21 protein-coding genes and 1 other RNA gene are annotated in these 22783 nt (G+C 60.3%); 6 read left to right on the top strand and 16 right to left on the bottom strand.

Annotated features, from left to right (window positions below):
• Window positions 1-20: 20 nt before the first annotated feature.
• Complete coding sequence (locus tag U5K31_07775; GenBank protein ID MDZ7772621.1) at window positions 21-2474, bottom strand: DNA internalization-related competence protein ComEC/Rec2; 2454 nt, start codon at window positions 2472-2474, stop codon at window positions 21-23.
• Window positions 2475-2622: 148 nt separating this feature from the next.
• Here U5K31_07775 and U5K31_07770 point away from each other — a divergent pair, with 148 nt between their 5' ends.
• Window positions 2623-3393: a hypothetical protein gene (locus tag U5K31_07770; GenBank protein MDZ7772620.1), complete on the top strand. Its 771-nt coding sequence runs from the start codon at window positions 2623-2625 to the stop codon at window positions 3391-3393.
• On the opposite strand, the gene U5K31_07765 is transcribed toward U5K31_07770, so the two are convergent.
• The 6 genes from U5K31_07765 to U5K31_07740 all read right to left on the bottom strand — a co-directional run bounded on the left by U5K31_07765 (window position 3394) and on the right by U5K31_07740 (window position 7677).
• The gene (locus U5K31_07765; protein MDZ7772619.1) at window positions 3394-4464 is read right to left on the bottom strand and encodes an isoaspartyl peptidase/L-asparaginase; all 1071 of its coding nucleotides are present in this window, start codon (window positions 4462-4464) and stop codon (window positions 3394-3396) included.
• A gap of 64 nt (window positions 4465-4528) precedes the next feature.
• Window positions 4529-5365 carry a purine-nucleoside phosphorylase gene (locus U5K31_07760; protein ID MDZ7772618.1) on the bottom strand — a complete coding sequence of 279 codons (837 nt, stop codon included), beginning with the start codon at window positions 5363-5365 and terminating at the stop codon, window positions 4529-4531.
• Between the two features lie 83 nt (window positions 5366-5448).
• The gene (locus tag U5K31_07755; protein MDZ7772617.1) at window positions 5449-6096 is read right to left on the bottom strand and encodes a DivIVA domain-containing protein; all 648 of its coding nucleotides are present in this window, start codon (window positions 6094-6096) and stop codon (window positions 5449-5451) included.
• A 55-nt stretch (window positions 6097-6151) separates the two neighbouring features.
• Window positions 6152-6550, bottom strand: coding sequence for a hypothetical protein (locus U5K31_07750; GenBank protein MDZ7772616.1), 399 nt, complete (start codon window positions 6548-6550; stop codon window positions 6152-6154).
• Between the two features lie 5 nt (window positions 6551-6555).
• Window positions 6556-6864 carry a hypothetical protein gene (locus U5K31_07745; GenBank protein MDZ7772615.1) on the bottom strand — a complete coding sequence of 103 codons (309 nt, stop codon included), beginning with the start codon at window positions 6862-6864 and terminating at the stop codon, window positions 6556-6558.
• Between the two features lie 111 nt (window positions 6865-6975).
• Window positions 6976-7677, bottom strand: a complete 702-nt coding sequence (locus U5K31_07740; GenBank protein ID MDZ7772614.1) for a YggS family pyridoxal phosphate-dependent enzyme — start codon at window positions 7675-7677, stop codon at window positions 6976-6978.
• Window positions 7678-7934: 257 nt separating this feature from the next.
• Here U5K31_07740 and U5K31_07735 point away from each other — a divergent pair, with 257 nt between their 5' ends.
• From U5K31_07735 to rnpB, 3 genes are all read left to right on the top strand, one after another.
• Entirely contained in the window at window positions 7935-8975 is a 1041-nt protein-coding gene (locus tag U5K31_07735; GenBank protein MDZ7772613.1) for a Nif3-like dinuclear metal center hexameric protein, read from the top strand.
• 35 nt (window positions 8976-9010) lie between these two features.
• Window positions 9011-9745 (top strand): hypothetical protein, encoded by a 735-nt coding sequence (locus tag U5K31_07730; protein MDZ7772612.1) that lies wholly within the window; start codon window positions 9011-9013, stop codon window positions 9743-9745.
• A 68-nt stretch (window positions 9746-9813) separates the two neighbouring features.
• An RNA gene (gene rnpB / locus U5K31_07725) (RNase P RNA component class A) lies at window positions 9814-10238 on the top strand.
• Between the two features lie 85 nt (window positions 10239-10323).
• Here the strand turns inward: rnpB and U5K31_07720 are convergent.
• The 9 genes from U5K31_07720 to U5K31_07680 all read right to left on the bottom strand — a co-directional run bounded on the left by U5K31_07720 (window position 10324) and on the right by U5K31_07680 (window position 20488).
• Window positions 10324-10833, bottom strand: a complete 510-nt coding sequence (locus tag U5K31_07720) for a fasciclin domain-containing protein (GenBank protein MDZ7772611.1) — start codon at window positions 10831-10833, stop codon at window positions 10324-10326.
• Between the two features lie 13 nt (window positions 10834-10846).
• Window positions 10847-11314, bottom strand: a complete 468-nt coding sequence (smpB, locus tag U5K31_07715; protein ID MDZ7772610.1) for an SsrA-binding protein SmpB — start codon at window positions 11312-11314, stop codon at window positions 10847-10849.
• A gap of 14 nt (window positions 11315-11328) precedes the next feature.
• Window positions 11329-11748 carry a hypothetical protein gene (locus U5K31_07710; GenBank protein ID MDZ7772609.1) on the bottom strand — a complete coding sequence of 140 codons (420 nt, stop codon included), beginning with the start codon at window positions 11746-11748 and terminating at the stop codon, window positions 11329-11331.
• A 104-nt stretch (window positions 11749-11852) separates the two neighbouring features.
• Window positions 11853-13178: a site-2 protease family protein gene (locus tag U5K31_07705; protein ID MDZ7772608.1), complete on the bottom strand. Its 1326-nt coding sequence runs from the start codon at window positions 13176-13178 to the stop codon at window positions 11853-11855.
• A 4-nt stretch (window positions 13179-13182) separates the two neighbouring features.
• Window positions 13183-14421, bottom strand: coding sequence for an arginine deiminase family protein (locus U5K31_07700; GenBank protein ID MDZ7772607.1), 1239 nt, complete (start codon window positions 14419-14421; stop codon window positions 13183-13185).
• 93 nt (window positions 14422-14514) lie between these two features.
• The gene (locus tag U5K31_07695) at window positions 14515-15360 is read right to left on the bottom strand and encodes a transglutaminase-like domain-containing protein (protein ID MDZ7772606.1); all 846 of its coding nucleotides are present in this window, start codon (window positions 15358-15360) and stop codon (window positions 14515-14517) included.
• Window positions 15361-15431: 71 nt separating this feature from the next.
• Window positions 15432-17678: a glycosyltransferase gene (locus tag U5K31_07690; GenBank protein ID MDZ7772605.1), complete on the bottom strand. Its 2247-nt coding sequence runs from the start codon at window positions 17676-17678 to the stop codon at window positions 15432-15434.
• 73 nt (window positions 17679-17751) lie between these two features.
• Window positions 17752-19119 carry an ATP-binding protein gene (locus U5K31_07685; GenBank protein ID MDZ7772604.1) on the bottom strand — a complete coding sequence of 456 codons (1368 nt, stop codon included), beginning with the start codon at window positions 19117-19119 and terminating at the stop codon, window positions 17752-17754.
• Window positions 19109-20488 (bottom strand): sigma-54 dependent transcriptional regulator, encoded by a 1380-nt coding sequence (locus U5K31_07680; GenBank protein ID MDZ7772603.1) that lies wholly within the window; start codon window positions 20486-20488, stop codon window positions 19109-19111. Before U5K31_07680 ends, U5K31_07685 begins: the two co-directional genes overlap by 11 nt.
• Before the next feature lie 277 nt (window positions 20489-20765).
• Between U5K31_07680 and U5K31_07675 the strand changes: the two genes are divergently transcribed.
• Together U5K31_07675 and U5K31_07670 are read left to right on the top strand one after the other, a co-directional pair.
• On the top strand, window positions 20766-22055 hold the full coding sequence (locus U5K31_07675; GenBank protein MDZ7772602.1) for an efflux RND transporter periplasmic adaptor subunit: 1290 nt from the start codon (window positions 20766-20768) through the stop codon (window positions 22053-22055).
• A gap of 35 nt (window positions 22056-22090) precedes the next feature.
• Window positions 22091-22780: an ABC transporter ATP-binding protein gene (locus U5K31_07670; GenBank protein ID MDZ7772601.1), complete on the top strand. Its 690-nt coding sequence runs from the start codon at window positions 22091-22093 to the stop codon at window positions 22778-22780.
• Window positions 22781-22783 lie beyond the last annotated feature (3 nt).

Here is a 22783-nt window from a genome sequence, read left to right as displayed (position 1 = left end):
GGGCACCCCTCCAGAATGCTTCAGCGCCACGCTACCCTGCGGATGGTCTGCCCGTTGGAACGGAAGATCAGGGCTTGGTCGCGGGCGGTGATCCAGGTCTGTACGTCCGCGCTCCGCAGCCGCTCCAGGGTAGCTGGATGCGGGTGGCCGAAGGGATTGCGCACCCCGGCGGAAACAACGGCCTTCTCCGGACGGACGGCGCGGAGAAAAGGGGAGGAGGTGGCGTCGGCCGCTCCGTGGTGGCCTGCCTTCAGCAGGTCGGACTGCAACATGCCGCCGTAGCGGCGTATCAGCTCCAGTTCCGAGGGCGTTTCGGCGTCGCCCATGAACAGGATGGAGGTCTCCCCGTAGACCAGCCGTATTACCAGTGAGCCCTCATTGGAGGCATTCACCTCCATTGGCGCCTCCCGTGAAAGGGAGTCCGTCACGGTCTGCCGGGGGCCGAGCACCTGCAGGCGCAGGGCCGGGTCCGGCCGCAGCCGGTCACCTGCGGCAAGGGCTTGCAGGGGCACGTCCAAGCGGCGGGCAGTTTCCCGGTAGCGACGGTAGAGGCCGGAGTCGTGACGTTGGCCCGGGTGATAGACCACCCCCACGGGCAGGGACTCCAGCAGGTCGGGCATGCCCCCGAGGTGGTCGGCGTGCGGGTGACTCAGAAGTACCGCGTGTAGGGTGTCCACACCTGTTGCCCTCAGGTAGGGCAGCAGCACATAGCGGGCGGAGCTGTAGCCCTCCTCGCCTGGACCCGCGTCGAACAGCAGGTTTCGGCCGGCCGGCGTGCGAACCAGCGCCGCATCTCCCTGCCCCACGTCAAAGAAGATCACGGTCAGGGGCGGCACGGAGGCGCTGCGCTGCAGTCCGCGGGCTTGTCCCAGGCAGGCTGCAGCCAGGCATACTGCCGTCAGCTTCCAGCGTAGGCGGGGATGCCTCAGGGAGCTCAGCAGGAGCAGTACAAATATCCAGGCGGCGGTCAGCAGTACGCCCGGCTCTGGCGTTCGCATCCAGCTTCCCTCCACGGCTGCCAGCCACTCGGCTCCTTGGGCTATGCTTGCCAGGGCGTAGTCGTTGGGCATGTTCAGCAGGGTCCCGGCTTTCGGTGCGGCCGTGGAGAGCGCCAACCAGAGTAGGGAGGTGGGGACCACGGCGATCAGCAGGGGCATGGCCAGCAGATTGGAAAGGGGTGCCGCCAGGGAGATCTCCCCGAAGTAGGAGGCCAGCAGGGGGTAAAGGGCGAGGGGAACCAGTACGGAGATGGCGGAGGTTGCGAAGATGCGTCCGGCCGCACGGTATCGGTGTCGGGCGGGAAGGAGTCCGCGCAGCACCGGCAGGCAGAGCAGGATGGCAAAGACCGCCCCGTAGGAGAGTTGGAACCCGGGTGTTGCGAGTTGGGAGGGATCAGCCGCCAGGATGATCAGCGCAGAAGCCGCGGTAAGATTTACCGGGTTGTGAATGCGGTGATAAAGGCGGGCGTAGACCAGCAGCCCGCCGGTAAGGGTTGCGCGGGTCACAGAGGCGGTGAAGCCGGTGAGACCGGCGTAACATCCCAGCAGCAGGACCGTCAGCACCATGCCGGCGGCGGGTCCGTGCCGGAAGGTCCGCAGCCACGGGAGCATCCACCAGAAGGGCGCCAGCAGGAAACCTACGTGCAGGCCGGAGACAGCCATGATGTGGGAGAGTCCCACCCGTGAAAAGTCACGCCGGTCGGAGGGATCCAGTTCCTGCTTGTAGCCCAGAAGCAGGGCTTTGGCCAGCGGGGCCGTTGGACGCGAAAAAATACGGTCGACCTGTTCAAGGGCTTCTCCACGCAGGCGGGGCCAGCTCCATCCTGAAGGTGATTCCAGGGAAAGCAGGCTGTCGGCCCCCGCCTGTACCGTGATGCCCCGGCTGCGAAGCCAGCCTCGGTAGTCAAACTGGTGCGGGTTGCGCGGTCCCTCCAGTGACGGCCAAACGGTCACCCGCAGGCGAAGTCGGCTACCCGGCCTGAGGGGCGCCAGGCGGGCGTAACGTGCGGAGTCCATGACCGCCCGGAGCCCGTAGGTCTGCTGCCAGGATATACCGCCGGAGAGAAGGGTGCGGTCGATGCGCAGCTCCAGGTGTCGGCGCCCGGTGGAGGAGGTGCTGACCTGCAGGAGGATTCCGCTCACCTCGGCGGTCTCCCAGGAGTGTGACGCCAGCATCCGGGCTGGCGAAGAGCGGTCCAGCGTTGCTTCGTGCAGGGCATGTCGGGCGCCTCCCGCAAGAAAGAGCAGCAGGCTGTAGACGATCAGGGACCTTAATAGGGAGCCCCTCCCCGGATGGCGGCGGTGTTGCTGTTCCAAGGTTAGATAGGCGGCCAGTGCGGTGCCGAAGAGCAGCATCCAGGTCACCGGCTCACCGCCGGCCTCACGGGCGCATGTCACGCCCGCGGCGAACAGCAACGCGATGCGCAGCGCCGGGAAGGGTGCGAAACTAAATGCGTGGTGGGGAAGCGCAACCATACCCGGATGACCCGCCCAGGCAGGATGCCTTACGGCCGAAAATTATTGAAGAAATGATCGCCAAAAGTGGTAATTTCAGAGAGGCGTGTTGCGTTAAATCAAAAGTTTTTGTTTTAATAGAGTAATCCCTCACCTATAGCATAATTCCATGCCCTACGATGGATTTGATGACCGTATCTGGGATGAGCACATGTGGGAGGCTCATCTGGATAATATTGAGAAAAAAAGCGCCCACCTTCGCAATATTATCGCTCCCGAACATACCGGGAATCTGCCCCGCTGGCTGATCTTGCTGCAGGAGAGCGCCGACGAACTGGAGGCGGTGGACGCCTACATCGAGGAGGAGCTGCAGATTGAAGAGGCCTACTTCCCGGATGAGGACGAGGAGGACTGGGAGGATGATGAGTTTGATGAGGACCTCGACGGGTTTTTCTATGACGAATTCGAGGAGGACCCTTTTCTGGAAGAATCGGAAGACCTGGATGCCGGGGAGGAATGGAAGGAATTCAGCGGGGAGCACGCCATGACCAACTACGGCTCTCTCGACAACGTGGAGATCTACAACGAGGCCCGTGAACTGGCAGCCTTCGTGCTGCAGTGGGCTGAGGGTATACACCCTGCCGTCCACACCCCCGGGTACAACGAGTTCATAGGGAAGGTGCTGAAGATCGGGGCCAAACTGGCGGGAGGCTACTCCTTCGGCTTTGAAATTGATTACCTGGGCGGCAACATCGCCTATACGAAGAAGGCACTGTTTTGCGCCAATGAGGCGCTGACTCTGCTACAGGATTCCCTGCGCCCTCTGCCATTCATGGAGCGCGGCACCTACCTTCATTTCCACGAGCGGCTGTTCGAGCTGCGCAACGGAATCGGCATCTACGTTCAGGATCTCCGGGATAAATTTCTCGAAGACCTATAACTAGTTCCAAATGGCGACTTCCCTGTTGCCTTCCGAATCGGACATGCCCCGGTACATGCCGGTAGTGTTCATGTCCATGACCATGTTTCCGTAACGGTCTACGGCAATCATCCCCGCGTCTCCGGGGTCGAGTACGTCTCGCAGCAGATGGCTGGCGGCGCTGTCTAGGGTGGCGGGCTTGTATTTCATGTAGGAGCTGACGGTATGTCCGGAGACAGCCCGCATGATCTTCTCGCCCCAGCCGGTCATCGAAACAGCGACCACGTCGCTGGCGTAGGTGCCTGAGCCTACGATAGGCACGTCGCCGACGCGCCCGTACATCTTATTGGTCATGCCCCCGGTGGAGGTCCCGGCGACCAGCGTGCCGTTGCGGTCCAGGGCCACGCATCCCACGGTGCCGAATTTGTACTCCTCCCAGAGGTAGTCTTCGTAGGCTTCCGCCGAGGCACCCTCCGGCAGTGATCCCGGCAGGGCGGACTGGTCGTCTTCGCTGATGGCCTCTTTCCAGGCCTGGTGGCGGCGTTCGGTAAAGAAGTAGTCCTGGTTGACGCGTTCCACGCCCATTTCATCGGCGTAATCCTCGGCCCCGTCTCCGGCAAACATCACGTGGCGGGAGTTTTCCATAACCATCCGTGCCAGGGAGATGGGATTCTTGACGGTACGAACCCCGGTGATGGTGCCGGCCTCGCGGGTGTTGCCCACCATAAAAGCGGCGTCCAGCTCATGGGCTCCTTCGTGGGTGAACACCGCTCCCTTTCCTGCGTTGAAACGGGGGTTGTCCTCCAGGTAGTTGATCACTCGCTCGACGGCGTCCTGTGAGGTGCCTCCGCCGGCCAGGATCTCCTCGCCGATGGTGAGGGCGGAGTCCAGGGAGGCGCGGTAACCCTGCACCACCGAGTCGGGCAGGTCCTGGGGAATGGTGCCGGCACCGCCGTGCAGCACGATGGCCCACTCTTTGGGCGTGGCGTCGCCCGTAAGCTCGTCGTAGCTGGCGTCGCTGCCGTTTTGCATGCAGGCCGTGGCAACCAGGGCAGCCAGGAGGAAGAGGGAAAGGTTCTTGAATCGATTCATAGCGGTCCCGTTTCGGGTTGGGGTTCTCAATCCGCCACCATGATAACGATGGGGAGGTCGACTATCAAAGTTTTTCAAGCACGCCGATGATGACCTGCGTCATCTTGGGCTCGGCCATGCCGGCGGCCTCCAGCACGTCCTCGATATCCACCGGCTCCAGGGCGTCGGGGAAGCACTCGTCGGTGATGACCGACATGCCCAGTACCTCCATATTCATGTGGACGGCAGCAATCACCTCGGGCACGGTGCTCATGCCCACCACGTCGGCCCCGATCTGACGCAGGAAACGGTACTCCGCACGGGTTTCGAGCATAGGACCGCTGAGCGCCACGTAAACGCCTTCGTGCATGCGAATGCCTTTCTCCAGGGCTACGTTTTCGGCGATTTCCCGCAGCCGCTCGGTGTAGGGGCGGCTCATGTCGGGGAAGCGGGGACCCAGCTCGTCGTCGTTGGGACCGATGAGGGGATTGTCGCCCAGCAAGTTGATGTGGTCGTTGATCAGCATGATGTCCCCGCGCCGGTAATTGGGATTCATGCCGCCGCAGGCATTGCTGACCATGAGGGTGCCGCAACCCAGCGATTTCAACACCCGTACGGGGAAGGCGATCTGCTGCATGGTGTAGCCCTCGTAGTAGTGGAAGCGTCCCTGCATGGCGACGATCTCCTTGCCGCCCAGTTTGCCGAAAATCAGGCGTCCGGCGTGACTTTCGACGGTAGAGACGGGGAAATGCGGGATGTCGTCGTAGGTGACACTCATGGCGACCTCCATCTCGTCGGCCAGCTGACCCAGTCCTGTACCCAGTATGAGCATGTAGTCGGGGCGCATTTTGGTCTGCTGCCGGATGTATTCGAGGGCTTCGTCGCGCTTGCGGCGGAAGTCTTCTACCGTTTCTCGGGGCATGGGCTTGGGGAAAGGAGGTTCAATTGGGATGGCGGCTTTCCTCGCCGGTGAAAGCCAAAGATAAGGGGAAGGGGGCTTACAGTCTAATCCAGCTCGTCAATAATGTCGTCCAGCTCCCCGGTACCGGCGTCCTGTCCTTCGCCGTCACTATCGGAGCCTCTATCTTCATCGGGGACTTCCCGTGTGCTGCCGTTGTCTCCCCGGGTCGAACCTTCCCCGCTGGTTTCCTCGGACTCATCCTGTTCCTTCCCGCCGACGCGGGGCGTTTCAAAGAGCCCGGCCTCATCGCGGTCGAAATGATCCAGGGACTCCCGCGCCAGCTCCAGGTAGGAACGGATGCCGCCGATGATTTCCCGGCGGCGGTCCAGCAGGCGGAGGATGTCATGGCGGACCTCCCGACGCGTGCGGGTGGCCTCATTCACAATGGCGTCGGCCTCCATCTCCGCCTTCTCAAGGGTGTTGCGAGCCTCTCTGCGCGCATTCTCCATTTTGTGATCGGCCGAGTCCTTGGCCGTCTGCAGGGTTTCGTGGAGGGCCTGCTCCACCTTTTCGTAATGCTTCAGCTTCTCCTCCAGCTTCTCCACCTTGCGATCCAGTTCGCGGTTCCGGGCCACCAGGTTTTCCCATTCGTTGGAGACCAGTCCCAGGAAGGCCTGTACCTCATCGGTGTCGTAGCCGCGCAGTCCCTTCTCGAATTTCTGCTGTTTGATCTCAAGGGCGGTGAGCTTCATATGGTAAGTGCCTTGGTGGCCGGTGGTTGGAAGTGGAGCGTGGGTGATTAAACGCCTATTCGCGGAGCATGTTTCTCAAGTTGCTTCCGTCGGAGGATTCCCCGCTGTTTTTCTGCTCGCGGGCCTCCTTGGGGTTGCCCTCCCGGCCGCCTTCCACCTCGATGGTGTCGGTCGGCCCGCCCAGCTGACGCGTGCCGCTGCCGGAGCTTTGGGAAGCGGACTTGTCGTCTTCTTCCTCCGTCGCTATAGCCTCCAGGTTGCGTATGCGGCGCTCAGCGTCCTTCTTGAATTCCACGAAAGCCTTGCCCAGCCGGTTGAAATCCTGCCGGGGAACCACTTCTCCAGAAGGCCCGCCTATCCACAATTTGAGCAGCCTGTAGATCCCGTAAAGGGTGAATCCCACAAGAGGGGTGCCGAATACGATGGCTACGATAATAATGGCTTCAACATCCATGAACATCAGCTCCGCTGTTTGTTGGCCAGGTCGGACACCTGCTTGCGGTTCTCCTCACGGATGTCCGACTGCTCGATTTCGATTTCCTTCATGCCCTTTCCGGCTCCCACCTTGAAGTCGTCGGGCTCTCCGGCGGCGATGGCCTCCAGATTTTCTATACGTGTCTTGAGGTTTTCCACCAGCTTGCGCAGCTCATCCACCTCCTCCTCGTTGTGCTCACTGCGCTCGAGCATGTTCATTTTGTTCTTCTGGTATTCGGTAATCAGGCCTCCGACGATGGCGACCATTACGATGATAAAAACCCAGACATTCATAGCAAGGGGGATTGCATTGGGGACAGGATGGTTGTCCTTATAATTCTAATGTACCAAATTTCTTCATTAATGAAACACGCGCCGCGGGCAAGGTATCTTTCACGGCTGAGGTCATCCATAGTTACGTTCGCCGAAGATGGCGCGCCCCACCCGCAGCATGGTGGATCCTTCCTGGATGGCTACCTCCAGGTCGTTGGTCATACCCATGGAGAGGTGTTCCAGCTGCACGTTGCCCCCGTAGCTTGTGCGGTGTTCCTGCAGGAGCTCGCGCATCAGCCGGAATTCGGGACGCACCTCCTCGGGGTCGTCCACCAGCGAGGCGATGCCCATCAGTCCCCGTATGCGCACGTGTTCCAGTCCCTGCCCGTACTCCAGAATCCCCGGAAGGTCTTCCGGTTCGCAGCCGCTCTTCTGGTTTTCCCCGCTGATGTTCACCTGGATGAGGGTGTCGATCACCCGGTCGATGCGGGAAGCGCGCTTCTCGATCTCTCTCAGAATTTTCTTTTTGGGAACCGAGTCGATCCAGTCCACACGCTCCACCATATACTTGATCTTGTTGGTCTGCAGGTTGCCGACCATATGCCAGCGCACGTCGGGCTCGTCCCATCCCTCCATCTTGTCCTGCAGCTCCTTGGCGCGGTTCTCCCCGAAGTGGACCTGTCCGCAGGCAAAGGCCTCCCGGATGCGTTCCAGCGGTTTGGTCTTGGAAACAGCGACCAGGGTAATATCTTTCGGATTGCGGCCCGCTTCGCGGCAGGCCTTGTCGATGCGCTGCTGCAGCTGCTCCAGGTTCGATGGAATATCTTCGGACATGCGTGTGGTGTTTCGCCTGATTGGGGCCTTCGGCCCGCAGGGGTTGGGATTAGGGCACTGAATCTTCAAACGATTCCATAAAAAATAACCTTTTAACAAACGGATTTAAATCGTATTTTTACAGACTAAATCCAAGATTTTAAAGCGGACTTGCAAGTACTGGCTCAGATTTTCCCCATCCTGTCGTATCCTGCCTGCCCGTCGGGCGATTGTGCCCGAAGACCCGGAACTCCAACCAATAAGGAGTTCAAACGACGATGAATACACGGGTCCGGCATATATCCACCTTTCTTCACCAGTGGGCGCCCCCCAGCACCAAATTGGAATACGATAACGTCGGACTTCTCCTGGGAGATCCGGACCGGGAGGTCACCCGCGTACTCACCACCCTCGACGTGACCATGGAGGTGGCCGAGGAGGCCGTGGAAAAGGGATGCGAGCTCATCGTCTCTCACCATCCGCTTATCTTCAAGAGTATCGACCGCATCAATCCCACCGGTGAGCAGGGGCGCATCATTTACAAGCTCATACGCAACGATGTCGCCCTCATTGCCGCCCACACCAATCTCGACGCGGCCCTGGACGGGGTCTCCTTCGTGTTGGCCGAGAAGCTGGGACTGGAGAATCTCAAATTTCTGGAGGCGGGCTATCCCGTCAGCCGCAAGATTGTACTGACCACGAGTCACAACGACCACGAAGCGGTGCTCAAGCTGCTCAACTACTACTCCGCCGAGGAGGCTCACTATTCTCGTGTGGAGGGGCGAAAGGGCGAGCAGTACACCTACCAGGCCATCATCGACGAGCACAACGTCGGGGGACTTAAAAGGGAGCTGCGCAAGAAGGGCCTCCTCGACCGCGGCAGTTTCCAGGTCATGAAAGTGGCCAGCCCTTCCAACAACTTCGGCATGGGGGTGGTGGGCCTCTACCGTGACCAGGGACTCACCCAGCAGGAGTTTCTCGAGAAGGTATCCGGCACCCTCAACGCAAGGGCGCTTCGCTTTTCGGGAGAGGCCGAACGTATCAAGAAGGTGGCCGTCTGCGGGGGAGCCGGCGTTTCGCTCACCTCGCGGGCCGTAGCCGAGGGCGCGCAGGCCTTCGTGACCTCCGACATCAAATACCACGACTGGTTCGTCGATACCGAACCTTTTCTGCTGGTCGACGCGGGCCACTACGAGAGCGAGATCCCCATCGCCTCCACTCTGCAGCACGAGTTGCAGGAAGCTTTTGAAGAATTGAACGTGATGGAAACCGGGGTGAACACCAACCCCATGAATGTCTACATTCCGCAATCATCCTAATCAACGCAGGAATAAATCATACCACAGCCTGACCCATGGAAGAAGTACTACAGCAGCTAGCCAATCTGCAATATATTGACACCCGGATTGACGAACTCAAGCAGCTACGCGGTGACCTTCCCGAAGAGATTCTGGACATCGAGACCGACATCAACCGCTACGAGGCCAAGATCAGCCAGCTCGAGGAGGAGAAGACCGACCTGAAGGTGGAGCTGAGCAATCTGGAGCTCGAAGTGCAGGATGCCGAGAACAAGATGGAGAAATACGAGGAGCAGCAGATGTCGGTTCGCAACAACCGCGAATACGACGCCCTCACCAAGGAGATTGACGCCCAGAAGCAGATTATTGAAAACGCCGAGTCCCGTCGTGAGGAGATCGAAAAGCGCCAGGAGGAGATCGAGGGCGAGCTCGAGGAGGCGCAGGAGGAGCTGGACAAGACCCAGAAGCTGCACGACGAGAAGCAGAAAAACCTTAACAAGGTGGTCGGCGAGACCGAATCGGAGGAGCAGGAGCTCCTGAATAAGCGCGAGGAGATCGAGGAGAATATCGACGAACGTTACCTTCGCAGCTACAACCGCCTGCGCGAGGGCCTCACCAACGGGCTGGCCGTGGTGGCCATGGAGAAGGGCGCTGCGCTCGGCATGGCCCTGCCGCCCCAGACGCAGGTGGAGGTGCGCCGCAAGAACAAGATCATCATCGACGAGAACAGCGGCCGTATCGTGGTGGATCCCTCCTTCTTCGAACAGGCAAAGGAAGAACTTTCCGAGTAAGGATCCCTTTCTGCCCGGCGAATGTCCCGCCCCCGCGGAAGTGTTAGGTATTAGGTATATTATCACAGGCGGATGTCCGGGCAATCGCGTCCCGACCAAGTCGGGATGAGGAAAGTCCGAACACCTACGAGCACCGTGCTTCCCAACAGGAAGTATTCCGTATTCCCGCCCGTACACCGATCCGTTCGGGACGAGGCGGGAACAAGGGATAAGCCCGTGCCACAGAAAACATACCGCCCGACGCGGTTGCATCCCATCTCAGGCGGAAGCCGGGACGGGAGAGCGAAGGGTAAGGGTGAAAAGGTGGGGTAAGAGCCCACCGCTCCGGCGGCGACGTTCGGAGGCAGGGTAAACCTCACGGGGTGCAAGTTCACGCAGGCAGCGCGCCGCTCGTCGCCATGCTGCCGGGTGGAACGCTTGAGTTCCGGTGCGAGCCGGAACCCAGATAAATGATTGTCCTTGACAGAATTCGGCTTACAGGACATCCCCGATCTACATGAAAAGGCTGCCTCGATTCGTCTCCGTCCCGCCACGGAGGCGAGGGGGTGGCCTTTTCTCTATAAGGCCGGACCGCAACGCTACTCCACATAGGAGGGCATCAGGATGGCGTCAATCACATGAACCATCCCGTTGACGGCTTCCACATCAGGCTGCAGGATGTTGGCGCCTTTTACTTGTATCAAGTTGCCGGTGGTGTCGACGGGCAGGTCTTCCAGCCGGGAGGGTATGTTGCTGCGGGCCGCCATCTCTTCGGAGGTCATCCGTCGGTCGAGTATATGATTGCTGAGAATGCGGCGGATGCGTGCGCGGTTGGAGGTGTCCCACAACAAGCTGCGCTCGGCATAGGGCAGCTCGTAGAAGGCCTCATTGACGGGCAGGAACATGGTGTACGGACCGCCGGTGCGCAGACTGTCTTTCATGCCGCTGGCCTGCAGCACCCGGTTGAGCACCGAAAGCCGCGGGGTGTTCTCCACAATCTCAACGATGTTCATTTCGGGCTCCTCCTGGGCCACAGCCGGCGCAGGCTGCAGGCCCCACAGTAACAGCAGGGCAAGGAATGTTGTATGGCAGGCGGTACGGGTGGTCATGGGAGGGGTTGTGCTAGAGATTTATCTTGTAGCTTCCTTTCACTTTACGATCAATCTCCCGCTTAACGTCCCGCTCCTTGATATCCTCCCGTTTGTCGTACTTCTTCTTTCCTTCCGCGATCCCGATCAGAATTTTGGCGTAGCCGTTCTTGAAGTAGAGCTTCAACGGGATAATGGTAAAGCCCTTGCGGGTGACCGCCTTGTCGAGTTCGGCGATCTCCCGCTTTTTCAGCAGCAGCTTGCGAGGACGCCGCTCCTCGTGGTTGGCCCACGAGCCCTCCTTGTAGGGCTTGATATACATGTCGCGCAGCCATACCTCCCCGTCCTGCATGTAGGCGAAGGCTTCGCCGAGGCTGGCCTTGCCGTCGCGCAGCGACTTCACTTCGGTGCCTTTCAGTACGATGCCCGCCTCGAAGGTCTCGTGGACGTGGTACTCGTGGCGCGCCTTGCGGTTTTCTATGGTGGGGTTGGCGTTGGACATGGTCGCAGTCGGATTCAGTAGTCAAATCCCAGTTCACGCAGGTCGGAGAGAATCTCCTCCCCCGGACCCCGGTCGGGCATGGTATCGTAGATGCCCATGATCTGCTCCACCTCGGAGATGGCTTTCTGGTTGGCCGGGTTGATACGCAGCACTTCGATGAACTGCTCCAGGGCCGTGGTCATGCGGTCGCGCATGGATTGCTCCTCGGGTCCCCGGTACTCCAGGTAGATTCCGTAGTTCAGGTGCGTTTTCTCGCGGAGGGTGGAAAGGTCGGCGTCGGTCTCTGTGGAATCGGTGCGGCCCAGCAGCTCCAGGGCCTGCTCATACTGGTCCTCTGCAATATACTGGTTCACCTGCTGCTCAACGTCCTGCGTGCCGGTGCCGGAGCAGCCGGCAAGCAAGGCGCCGAGAAGTATGACGGTTAAGGTGCGCATGAAAAGGGATCTTGGATTTTTTGTTCGACGATGCGGAATATACAAATAGTGGTTGCCCGATTCATCATACAAGCGAGAGCTGCGGAAGGTTCCGAGCTCCCCTCCTAGACGAAGTAGAGGGGGGTGGGACTGATGCAGAGCAGGAAAACTCCCATGCTGAACCAGCCCAGCCGCCGCCGGACGGGGTCGAGGTGTCGTTCGTACTGTACGGGAGGGTGCTCGATGCCCACGAAGTAGGCGATGAAGGCGCACCAGAAGACCCAGATGAGGGAGTGCTGGGTGTCGAAGTGTCCCACCCAGCCGTAGAGCCAGGCGGCGGAGGCGACCAGTGAGAGGGCCAGCAGCGGAGCCACCCAGCGGTGGTCGCCATGGAAGGCGCGCCTCAGCAGCAGGTAGAGTCCTCCTGCCCAGAGCAGCCAGCTCAGCGATCCCACGGAGGTGTCCCAGTCTCCCAGCGACTGGTGGATAAAGGGCACCGCCTCAATGCCGGCCAGGATGGTGAGGGCCGCGAAGGTGTAGCGGGCCACCGTGCGGTGACGCCGGAAGCCGATCAACGAATAGAGAATGTGTCCCCCGTCCAGCTGACCCACCGGCATCAGGTTGAGGGCGGTGAAAAAGAGTCCCAGCCAGCCTGCGAAGAGGAAAGGATAATGATACATCTCGTACATGGGGGGTACGTTCTCGAAGAAACTCGCCAGGAAACTGTAGAGCAGGGTCTCCCCCATCATGAGGGTACCCTGTCCGCCGCTCTCCTCCGAGGCGGGCTCAGGCGGGGTTTCGGGAAAAACCCCGTTTTGGGCCACATAGTTTTTGACGGCCTCGTGGCCTTCAAAGTTCTGGATGTAGGAGGGATCGGGAAGGGTGGCGAAGCCAATGAGCAGTACCGCCAGGGAGACGACCAGCCCGGCCAGGGGACCCGCCACGCCTACGTCGAACATCTTGCGGGTGTCGCGGATGCGCTCCTTGATGCGTATGACCGCACCCAGGGTGCCGATGCCCAGGGGAATGGGAATAAAATAGGGGAGGCTCACCCGCACCTTGTGCTTCATGGCGGCAAAGAAATGACCGAATTCATGCACGCCCAGGAAGGCCAGCAGCAGCGCGGCGAAGAGCAGTCCCCGCATAAAATCGGGCCATGAAGGCATGACCAGTGGAAAGAGGCTGGCGTTGAAGCCCACAAAGCTGGCCCCGGTCAGGGCCACAGTGGCCACGGTGGCCAGGAACAGTCCCAGGTGTTTGGCGACGGTCTTGAGGTCGTAGTCCCCCGCTCCGCCCGTGTCGCCATCCTCTTCGCCATCGGCGTCGAGCACCGTCGAATCCCAGCGGGCCAGGTTGCGGGCCCGCCGCCCGGGTCTGGGGGAGGCGTCGGAATGGTCGCGGTCCCCTCCGGTGCCGATTTCATCGTTCTGACTTCCGTTGTCTTCGTTCAATCCACTATCCGTTTTTTCTTGCGATTGGCATGGTCATGCAGCGCGCGCCCCCGCGTCCCCGGCACAGCTCGTGTCCCACAAAACTCACGGCCACCTTCTCGTCGCCTTCTCCCACGTTCTCAGGCAGGTCGGCGTCGCGGTAGCGCTCGATGAATTCGTGCTGGTTCATAAGCCGGTAGCCGTGGTTCTGCAGCTCCCGGAAGGTGTGGTGGTTCCTTTCGTAACCCACCACCACGCCCGGGGCTACGGCAAAGACGTTGGCGCCGTCGGTCCACTGCTCGCGGAACTGGTCGGTACGGTCGCTTCCACCGCAGTTCATGAAGGTGAACTCCCGCTCCAGCAGTTCCTCCATGGCTTCCTTCAGGGAGGGCATGGTGCGGGCCGTCACCTGTCCGCCCGTGCGGCTCAGGTCGATGACGTTGTTGCGGCGTTCGGTGATAGCGGGAGCGAAAACCAGGCACTCGCCGGGGGCGGCAAAAGTAAAAATGGTATCCAGGTGCATGGAGGCGCGCTGCTTGGGAATATCCACCGCCAGCACGTGCTCCACGGAGGTCTCCAGCAGGCGCTCGGCGGCGCGCATCAGTCCGCTGAAAGAGGTACGCTCGCTCATGCCGATGAGTACCACGCGATCGGAAGCCACCAGCACGTCGCCGCCCTCGATGGAGGTCCCGTCGGCGATGGTGATGCAGCGGCTGCGGGTTTCGGCGAAGAGGGGGTGGAACTGGATCACAGCCTCCATCATGAGGGCTTCGCGCAGGCGCGCCTGCATGGCGGGGCGGGAGAGCAGGATGGCGTCGCCCACCATGGCCGCCAGGTCGCGGGTGAAGACCAGGTTGGGCGTGGGATAGAGCGTGAAATTGTGAAGCCCGGGGGTGTGTCCCTCCACTACAAACTGCAGCAACTCGGCCGGGTCCAGCCGGTGCAGCTCGTCCTCCACCGTGTGGATATTCTCCTCGGGATGGCGGTCCACCAGTTTGCGGATGAAATGTTCGCGGGCTTCCTCCTTCTCAAAACTCTCGCGGATCAGGTCGGTGATCTGGTAGATGGCGCCGTCCGAAGGCATGGCGGCCCGCAGCACCTCCAGCATGCCCTCGTGCTCCTGGCGGGCGTCCTCCTCGAAGATAATGTCGTCGAAGAGCAGCTCGTCCTTCATTTCGGGGTTGACGAGGGAGACCTCCCGGCCGGGGGTGTGCACGATGACACTTTGCAGGAGGCCGGATTCGGAGCGTACAGATAACTTCATTAGGGTAGCGCTGCGTGAAATTTCAGGGGAGTGGTACGGCTGACCAATATACGTGTTCCGGCATCCTTCCGAAAACCTACGGCCGCCGCACGTTCAGTTGCTGACCATCTTCAGGAGCTGCTTAAGCTGGCCGGCCTTTTCCTCTTCCTCCCGGCGGGAGTAGCTGTGCACCAGGTTACGGATGCAGCGCGCCAGGATCTCGCGCTCGCCGGCTGTCTCGAAGTGCTCGCTGCGGGGATCCAGGCCGTTCTGCTTGAGGAAGTAGTAGCACTGGTTGTAGGTAACCACCTTGCCCCGGTCGAAGGGGTCGATCAGCAACTCGTCCTTTTCGCCGCGGAACTTGAGCATGAAATGAATGGGCATGTTCACCCCGTAAAAGGGAAGCTCCAGTCGGCGCGCCAGGAAAAGCACAATCAGGCCCAGGGAGATGGGGAGGCCCTGGCGGCGGTCGATGACCCGGTTCAGGTAAGAGTTCTCGGGATGGTAATAGTCGTCCGTGCTGCCCTGGAAGCCCAGGTCGTCGAAGACGAAGTCGAGCAGCTTGTGCATTTTCTGGGTTTCGCTCAGGCTGTAGCGTATGCGGTTCTCCACCAAGTCGGCAAAGCGGTCGAGCTTCTTGACGTACTCCCGCTCCCGGAGGGTGGGGTTGTGAAAGCGGCAGAGGGTGAAGGCGGCATCCTCCAGCCGGGAGGGGCTGTCGATGCCCAGCTGCAGCAGCTCCACGAAATCCTCCTCCAGGCTGCCGAAGGTGATCCAGCGGATGATTTCGTTGATGTGTTCCTTCTCGGACGGGTCCCGCACCTCGTTTTTCTGCTGGTCCAGCAGGGGCACGGCCTGTTCGCCCAGCTCGAAGAGCCGGCTTCTGACCTCCGACTGCACGTAGGGGTCGGGATCTTCCAGCAGGGAGACCAGCGATTTTATTTCGGAGGGTGTGGGCATGAGGCGGTTGTAGCTTGCATGGTGGCCTTCATAACAGACATGGGCCGCGCATCGTGCCGCAGGCGTGCGCCTCAGCTGCGTACCTCGCTGCCGGCGTCGGAAAAGAGAAAGGGATTGATCTGTGCGGCGATCCGGTAGAAGGATTCGGCCTCCTCGGTGTCGCCCTCGAATTCGTAGATTTCGCCTGCCAGCTTGTAGAGATAGGGGTTGGAAGGGGCTCTATCGAGCAGATCGCGCAGCCGGGGGACGGCCGACTCCAGCTCCTTCTCCTCCACGGCGATGGCCAGGCGGTAGAGCTCCGACTGGAAGGACTCCTTGCCGGGTTCCAGTCGGTTCAGGTAGTGCAGGCAGCGTGAGAAGATGTTCTTGTCGAAGTAGTAGCGTACCAGGTCGTAGATGAGCGAAGCGGAGATTTCCACCTTGTCGAGGCGGTCCTCCAGGCGGCGCATCACCTCGCGCTCGTCCATCACCATGAACAGGTGCACCAGCGTGCAGAGGGTCTCGGGGTCGAGGTCGGTATTCATAATCTCCGTGCGAAGCTCGTCGGTAAAGATCTCCTTGTACCAGGCCTGCAGGGAGGGTTCGGGGAAGAGGGGATTCACCAGCTCGTCCAGGGCCAAAAGCTGGTCGAAAGTGCCCATGGCGCGCAACTTCTCCTCCGAATAGACGTCGATGTCCCACTTTTCGTTGAAAAAGGCCACGTTCTTGTAGTACTGGGGACTGTCGATGTCTAGGTCCAGCGCGAAGGTGGTGGTGCCCAGGTAGTGCGTCACCGACACGTCGGTGGCCAGTCCCACCCGGTAGCCCTTGTCACGAATCTGAAAGCATAGGTCGAAGTCCTCGAAGAAAGCCAGCTCGAAGGACTCGTCCATCTCCACGCCCATGCCCGTGCGCATCATCATGCAGAAGCTGTCGAGAATCTCGGTGGGCTGGAGTCCCTTGGGCTCTTCCCAGGCTCTTGTGGCCTGTTCGGGGTAGAGGGTCTTGTTGGCAAGGGGACCCACCATGCCGTAGTCGGGATTTTCGTCAAGGTAGTTTTCCAGCTGCCGGATCACGGGTCCCTTGATCTCCACGTCGTTGTGCAGGATGCAGGCGTAGGTCCCGCCTGCGCGCTTGAGTCCCTGGTTGACCGAGGCCGCAAAGCCCATGTTCTGGCTGTTAGTGATCACCTTGCAGTTGAGGAAGTTCTTCTCTTTCAGTTCCTCCAGGTAGTCGTGGGTATTGTCCAGGCTGGCGTTATCGACGACGATGAGTTCGGTTGCAGCGCTGTCGCAGTGGTTGGAGAGATTGAGCAGACAGTGCTCGAGGGCGGGTTTACCGTGGGCGGTGGTGGGGATGATGACACTGGTCTTGAACTCGCCGGGGGCGGTGCGCCGCCGGGTCTGCGTAGACCGCCACTCCAGCTCGTGCTTGATTTCGGAGGCCTCCACGAAGCGCCTTCGCTTTTCGAGGATCTCCATTTTAAGCTTCTTGGCGGCCGAGTGGTCCGGGTTGCGCTTGAGCACATGCTCTACCAGCTCCATGGCGCCGCTAAAGCGTCCCGCCTCTTTCAGATTCTTGGCTTCCACCAGCAGGTCGCCTTCCAGGCCCGGGTACTCCACCCCCTCGCGCGTATACTCTTCGTAGCGTTCGTAGAGACGCTTGCGGTCAGCGCCGTCAGCGTCGTAGCGTTTCATCAGCACGCCCAGCAGTTCCCGGCGTACGGAGGGCGTGAGGGGTTCGCGCTTTGCCTGTTCACAGGGTTGCTGAAAGGGATCCACCAATGCCGCCGCGTAGGTGGGCTGAAGGCGCGCGGCCAGGCCCAGTCCGGGGTAGTGGCGCGCCTCCGGGTTGAAAAAACGGCTGGCGGCGTCGATGACATCGAAGTTCCAGAGAAAATGGCCGTCCTCGGGCCACTGATCGCGGCCGGCCAGCTCCAGCCATCCATCTGTGCTGTCGGGCAGGGAGGCGGAGGTGAGGAAAGCCAGCTTCTGCTGCTCCAGCAGGTCCAGGCTCTCCATCAGGGCCTCCCCGTCAATCTCCCCCGCCGACTCCGGACACCAGATATACGGTGTGTTGCATTGTGGCAGCACTTCACTGATCCGCAGACCCCTCCCTCCGAAAGCGGGATGCTCGTAGTAGTAGGTTTGCTCGTGGCCGTGAAAATCCAGCAGCGACTGTATAACCTGTCGGCTCTCCTCGGTGTGGCGGTCGTCTACCAGGAAGAGTTCAAAGGGCACCTCCTTCAGCCCGTAGAGGGTGTTGAGGGTGGGTTCAATAACATCCTGCTCGCCGGAAAAGCAGAGTATGATTGACAGACGGGGTTTGCTCAGCATCATCAGGCCCTTTCCGTTTATGGCGTTGACGGAATATACGAGGTAGGGCGGAAAGCAAAAAAGATGATTGATCTGCCTAGAAGCGCAGGGTAAAGGTGGTGCCCTCCTGCTCGTCGGTCCTCACGGTGAGGGTGCCGCGGTGCATGCGCATGATCTGCCGCGAAAGGCTGAGTCCGATGCCGGAGCCGCCGCGGGAGGTGGGCTGGCTGGTACTGTAGAAGGGAATAAAGATCTTCTGCAGATTCGAGGGCTTGATGCCCGGGCCGTTGTCGGCGACCTGGATGAGCACGGTGCCGTCGGCGTCGAGGGAGCCGGAGAGTCCAATGCGGGCGTTCTCCTTGTCTTCCAGCGCGCGGAAGGCGTTCTTAATGAGGTTGATGAGTACCTGCTCAATGAGGTGGGGATCGGCGGTCACCTCCAGGGTTTCCGGCTGAACCGAAACCTCAATATGCACGTTTTGCGCCTCGGCCTCCCCCTTGTTGAGGTTGCGGGCGCGTACCAGCAGCTCCCTTACGCTGAAATGGTCGAAGGTGGGCTCGGGAATCTGCGTGAAGTCGCGGTAGGAGTTGACGAAGCGCATTAGCCCGTGGCTGCGGTTGTTGATCGTGTCCAGGGCATCGGAGACGTCCCCGAGCGACTCCCGGTCGATGATGTACTCCCCGTTCTGCTCCACGGCGTTTTTGCGCAGCAGCATGTGGATGGTGTCCGACAGCGAAGCGATGGGTGTGATCGAATTCATGATCTCATGGGCGAGTACCTGGGTAAGGTTCTGCCAGGCCTCCATCTCCTTCTCCTCCAGCTCGGAGTGGATGTTCTGGAAGGAGACCAGCTTGTAGAGGTCGTTATGCATGCGGAACTCGGTGGCCGAAATAGCCAGCTGCAAGGTTTCGCTGCCGATGCCCACCCTCACCAGGGTGCGGTTGCCGCCCTTGAGTCCGCTTACCGCCTTGTAGAGCGGCTCGCTGATGGAGCGCAGGGCCTGCACGTTGCGCAGCGCGGGGATCTGGAAGAGGCGCTTGGCGGCGGTGTTGATCAGCTCCACCTCCCCCTGCTTGTTGAAGGAGATGAGCCCGATGCCGATGTGCTGCACCACGGTCTGAAGGTAGCGGAAACTCTCCTCCTTCTCGGAGCGCTCCTTCTTGAATTCGTCGATCACCCGCGAAAAGGCGTGGTTCAGCTCCCGGAAGGAGCTGCCCAGCCCGTGGTCGGGAAAGGTCTGGGAGAAATCGGAGTATCGGATGGAGTTGAGAAAGCGGGTGAGCTTGTAATTGGTACGCTCCACGTAGCGCACCAGGTGCACAATCTGGGAGACGATCACCAGCGCCAGGATAACCATGCTCACGTAGTAGCTGGTGGAGTAGACCAGGTACATCCAGAGGGCGATGGAGGCCACCAGCCCCCCGACCCGGAGCACCACGCCGACACGAAAATTTTTAAAGATCATACTTCTCCATTCTGCGGTAGAGGGAGGCTCGGGTGAGTCCCAGCTCGTCGGCCGTCTTGGAGATGTTGCCCTCATGCTTGTCCAGCGCCTTGCGGATCACCGTTTTCTCGATCTCCTCCAGGTTATAGTCATCGAAGACCATGGCCGACTCCTCCCCGCCCATGGAAGTAAGCAGAAAGTCCTCGGGCTGCAGCACGCTGTGGTCGGTCATGATGACGGCACGCTCCACCGAATGCTGCAGTTCCCGCACGTTGCCCGGCCAGTGGTAGAGGGAGAGCTTCTTGAGGGCCGGTTCCGAAAGGGTGGTGATCTCTTTGCCGTACTTCCTGGCGTAACGCTGCAGGAAGTGCTTGGCCAGCAGGGGAATATCCTCGGTGCGCTCGCGCAGGGGCGGCAGCTTGATCTCGATGGTGTTGATGCGGTAGAGCAGGTCCTGGCGGAAGCGGCTCTCCTGCACCATCTGATGCACCGGCTCGTTGGTGGCGCAGACCAGCCGGATGTCCACCTCCACCGGCTTGTTGGATCCGATACGGGTGATCTTGCGCGTCTCCAGAGCCGAGAGCAGCTTGGGCTGCAGCTGCAGGGGGAGGTTGCCGATCTCGTCCAGGAAGAGGGTGCCCCCGGAGGCCACTTCGAAACGGCCGGCGCGTGATTCCTTGGCGTCGGTGAAGGCGCCCTTGGTATGACCGAAGAGCTCGCTTTCGAAGAGATTTTCGGGAATGGCGCCGATGTCAACATTGATAAACACCTCCTCGCTGCGGTCCGAGCGGCGGTGCAGGGCGCGGGCCACCAGCTCCTTGCCGGTACCGTTCTCACCGGTGATCAGCACGTTGGCGTCCGTTTTGGCCACCTTCTCGATGGTCTGGAAAATCTTGTTCATCCGGGGACTCTTCCCGATGATCTCCTGGTAGTGCTGGTCAATGTCGGCCGAAAGGTGTTTCTGGCGGCTGCGCAGGGTGTCGATCTCCCGCCGCGACTCCGTCAGGTTGAGGGCGGAAGTGATGGTGGCCAGCAGCTTCTCGTTCTGCCAAGGCTTCATCACGAAATCGGTGGCGCCCAGCTTCACGGCTTTTACGGCCTTCTCCACATCGCCGTAGGCCGTTATGAGCACCACGGCCAGGGAGGGGTCCATCTCCAGGATCTTCTCCAGCCAGTGAAATCCCTCCTCCCCGCTGGAGACGTCTTCGGTGAAATTCATGTCCAGCAGCACCACGTCGTAGTTGTAGTTCTTCAGAAGGTTGGGAATGGAGCGCGGGGATTTTTCGGTGTCAACCTGCCGCACATGTTGTTTCAGGAAGAGTTTGGCGGCCTGCAGCACGTCGCTGTCGTCATCCACCACCAGTACCCTTCCGGTTGTCGTGTCGCTCATCGGTCTAAAACTTTTTTAATGGAAAACTCGTCTGTTCGTCTATAGGTAGGGGATCAAAGATCATGCCTTTCTCATAGGGGGCTTCCGGCCTCCTGGGATCGTTGCTATACGGAAATGTAACGAAATGTGTTCGAATTCGAACACCTGTTGTTCTCCAGTGTACACGAAGGGGCGCCTCCGACGTGCCCAGCCGCCCTCAGAGGCCGCATATTTTTTTGGCACGCATGTTGAATATATTGGAATCGCAAGCAACCAGAACATAAGGAACGAACAGAAGATGCCGGATTATTCAGACAAGGACATTTCCAGCGCGGGGATGGACAAGAAAATTAACAAGAGCTACTGGACGCCCAAGCGTATCGCCATGATCGTGGGAGGGGTGGCCATCGTGGCGCTCTTTGTCTACAGCTTCGTCTTTATGGACGTGCGCTCCACGCTGAACGTCGACCGCGAAAAGCTTACCGTCAGCACCATCGAGCAGGGTACCTTCCAGGAATTTATCAGCCAGAACGGGACGGTGGAGCCCATCCGCACCACCTATATCGATGCGGCGGAGGGCGGCACGGTGGACCAGATCTACCTGCAGTCGGGCGCCATGGTGGAGGAGGGCGACACCATTCTGACTCTCAACAATCCCGAGCTGGAGCTGACGATCATGCAGCGGACCGGCGGCTACTACGAACAGCTCAACAGCCTGCGTGACCAGCGATACAATCTGGAGCGTCGCCTGCTCAACCTGCAGAGCCAGCTGGCCAACGCGCGCCATTCGCTTACCGAAACGCGCAACCAGTACGAGCGCGACAGCACCCTCTACCAGGAAGGTGCCATCCCGCAGGCTGAGTTCCGTCGCTCCCGGGACGACTACCGTCACCAGCAGGAAATTTTCCGCCTGGAGCAGCAGTCCACACGCAACGACTCCGTCAGCACCCAGAACCAGCTGGAGGATCTGCAGGAGGAGCAGCGGCGTGTGGAGAGTTACCTGGAGGCCACCCAGGACAACCTGGATAACCTCACTGTGACCGCCCCGGTGGACGGGCAGCTTACCATGAACGAATTCAACGCCGGACAGTCCATAAACCGTGGCACCCGCATTGGACAGGTGGACGTGCTGGACAGCTACAAGCTGCGCGTGAATATCGACGAGTACCATCTGCAGCGCATTACTACGGGACTTCGCGGGACCTGGGACTTCAATGGATCCACCTATGTGCTGGAGATTACCCGCATCTATCCCACCATCGAGAACGGGCAGTTCCAGGTGGAGATGCAGTTTGTCGACCAGGTGCCGGACGGCCTGCGCCGCGGGCTGACGGCGCGCATCCGCCTTGAATTGGGCGAGTCGGCCCAGGCCCTGCTGCTGCCCAAGGGCGGCTTCTTTCAGACCAGCGGCGGCAACTGGGTCTACCTGCTTAGCGACGACGGCAGCCAGGCCGTGCGCCACGATATTCGCATCGGCCGGCAGAATCCCGAATACTTCGAGGTGCTCGGAGGACTCGAGGAGGGCGACCGTGTGATCACCTCCAGCTACGAGACCTTCGGCGACAACGAGGTGCTGAACCTGCAATAACCTTTTAACAAACCAACCCTACAAACCTTGCCATCATGATCAACGCCAAAAACCTGAAGAAGACCTACACTACCGAGGAGGTGGAGACCACCGCCTTGAACAACGTCAACCTGGAGATCACCGAAGGGGAGTTCTGCGCCATCATGGGTCCCTCGGGATGCGGGAAATCCACCCTGCTGAACATCATGGGTCTGCTGGACAACCCCACCGAAGGGTCCTACTCTTTCCTGGGCCACGAGGTGGCCGACAGGTCCGAGCGTGAGCGCGCCCAGCTTCGCAAAGGAAACATTGGATTCATCTTCCAGAGCTTTAACCTGATTGACGAGCTGACCGTCTTTGAAAACGTGGAACTGCCGCTGCTCTACCTGGGCGCCTCTTCCGAGGAGCGCAAGGAGAAGTCCGAGGCCGCCCTGGAGCGCATGAACATGATGCATCGCCGCAACCACTTCCCCCAGCAGCTCTCCGGGGGTCAGCAGCAGCGCGTGGCCATTGCCCGTGCCGTGGTGGCCAACGCCAAACTGATCCTGGCCGATGAGCCCACCGGTAACCTGGACTCCGACCACGGCGACGAGGTGATGAAGCTGCTGGCCGAGCTGAACGAGGCGGGCACCACCATCGTGATGGTGACCCACTCCCCGCACGACGCCGACTACGCGCGCCGGGTGATTCACCTATTTGATGGCCACATTGTCACCGAAAACATGCAGGAAGGCTTCCACGTCTAGGAG

The sequence above is a fragment of the Balneolaceae bacterium genome (assembly GCA_034521445.1).
GTDB lineage: Bacteria > Bacteroidota > Rhodothermia > Balneolales > Balneolaceae > JAXHMM01.
Note: the sequence above shows the minus strand (reverse complement) of the source record. Positions and strands in the feature narration are given on the sequence as shown.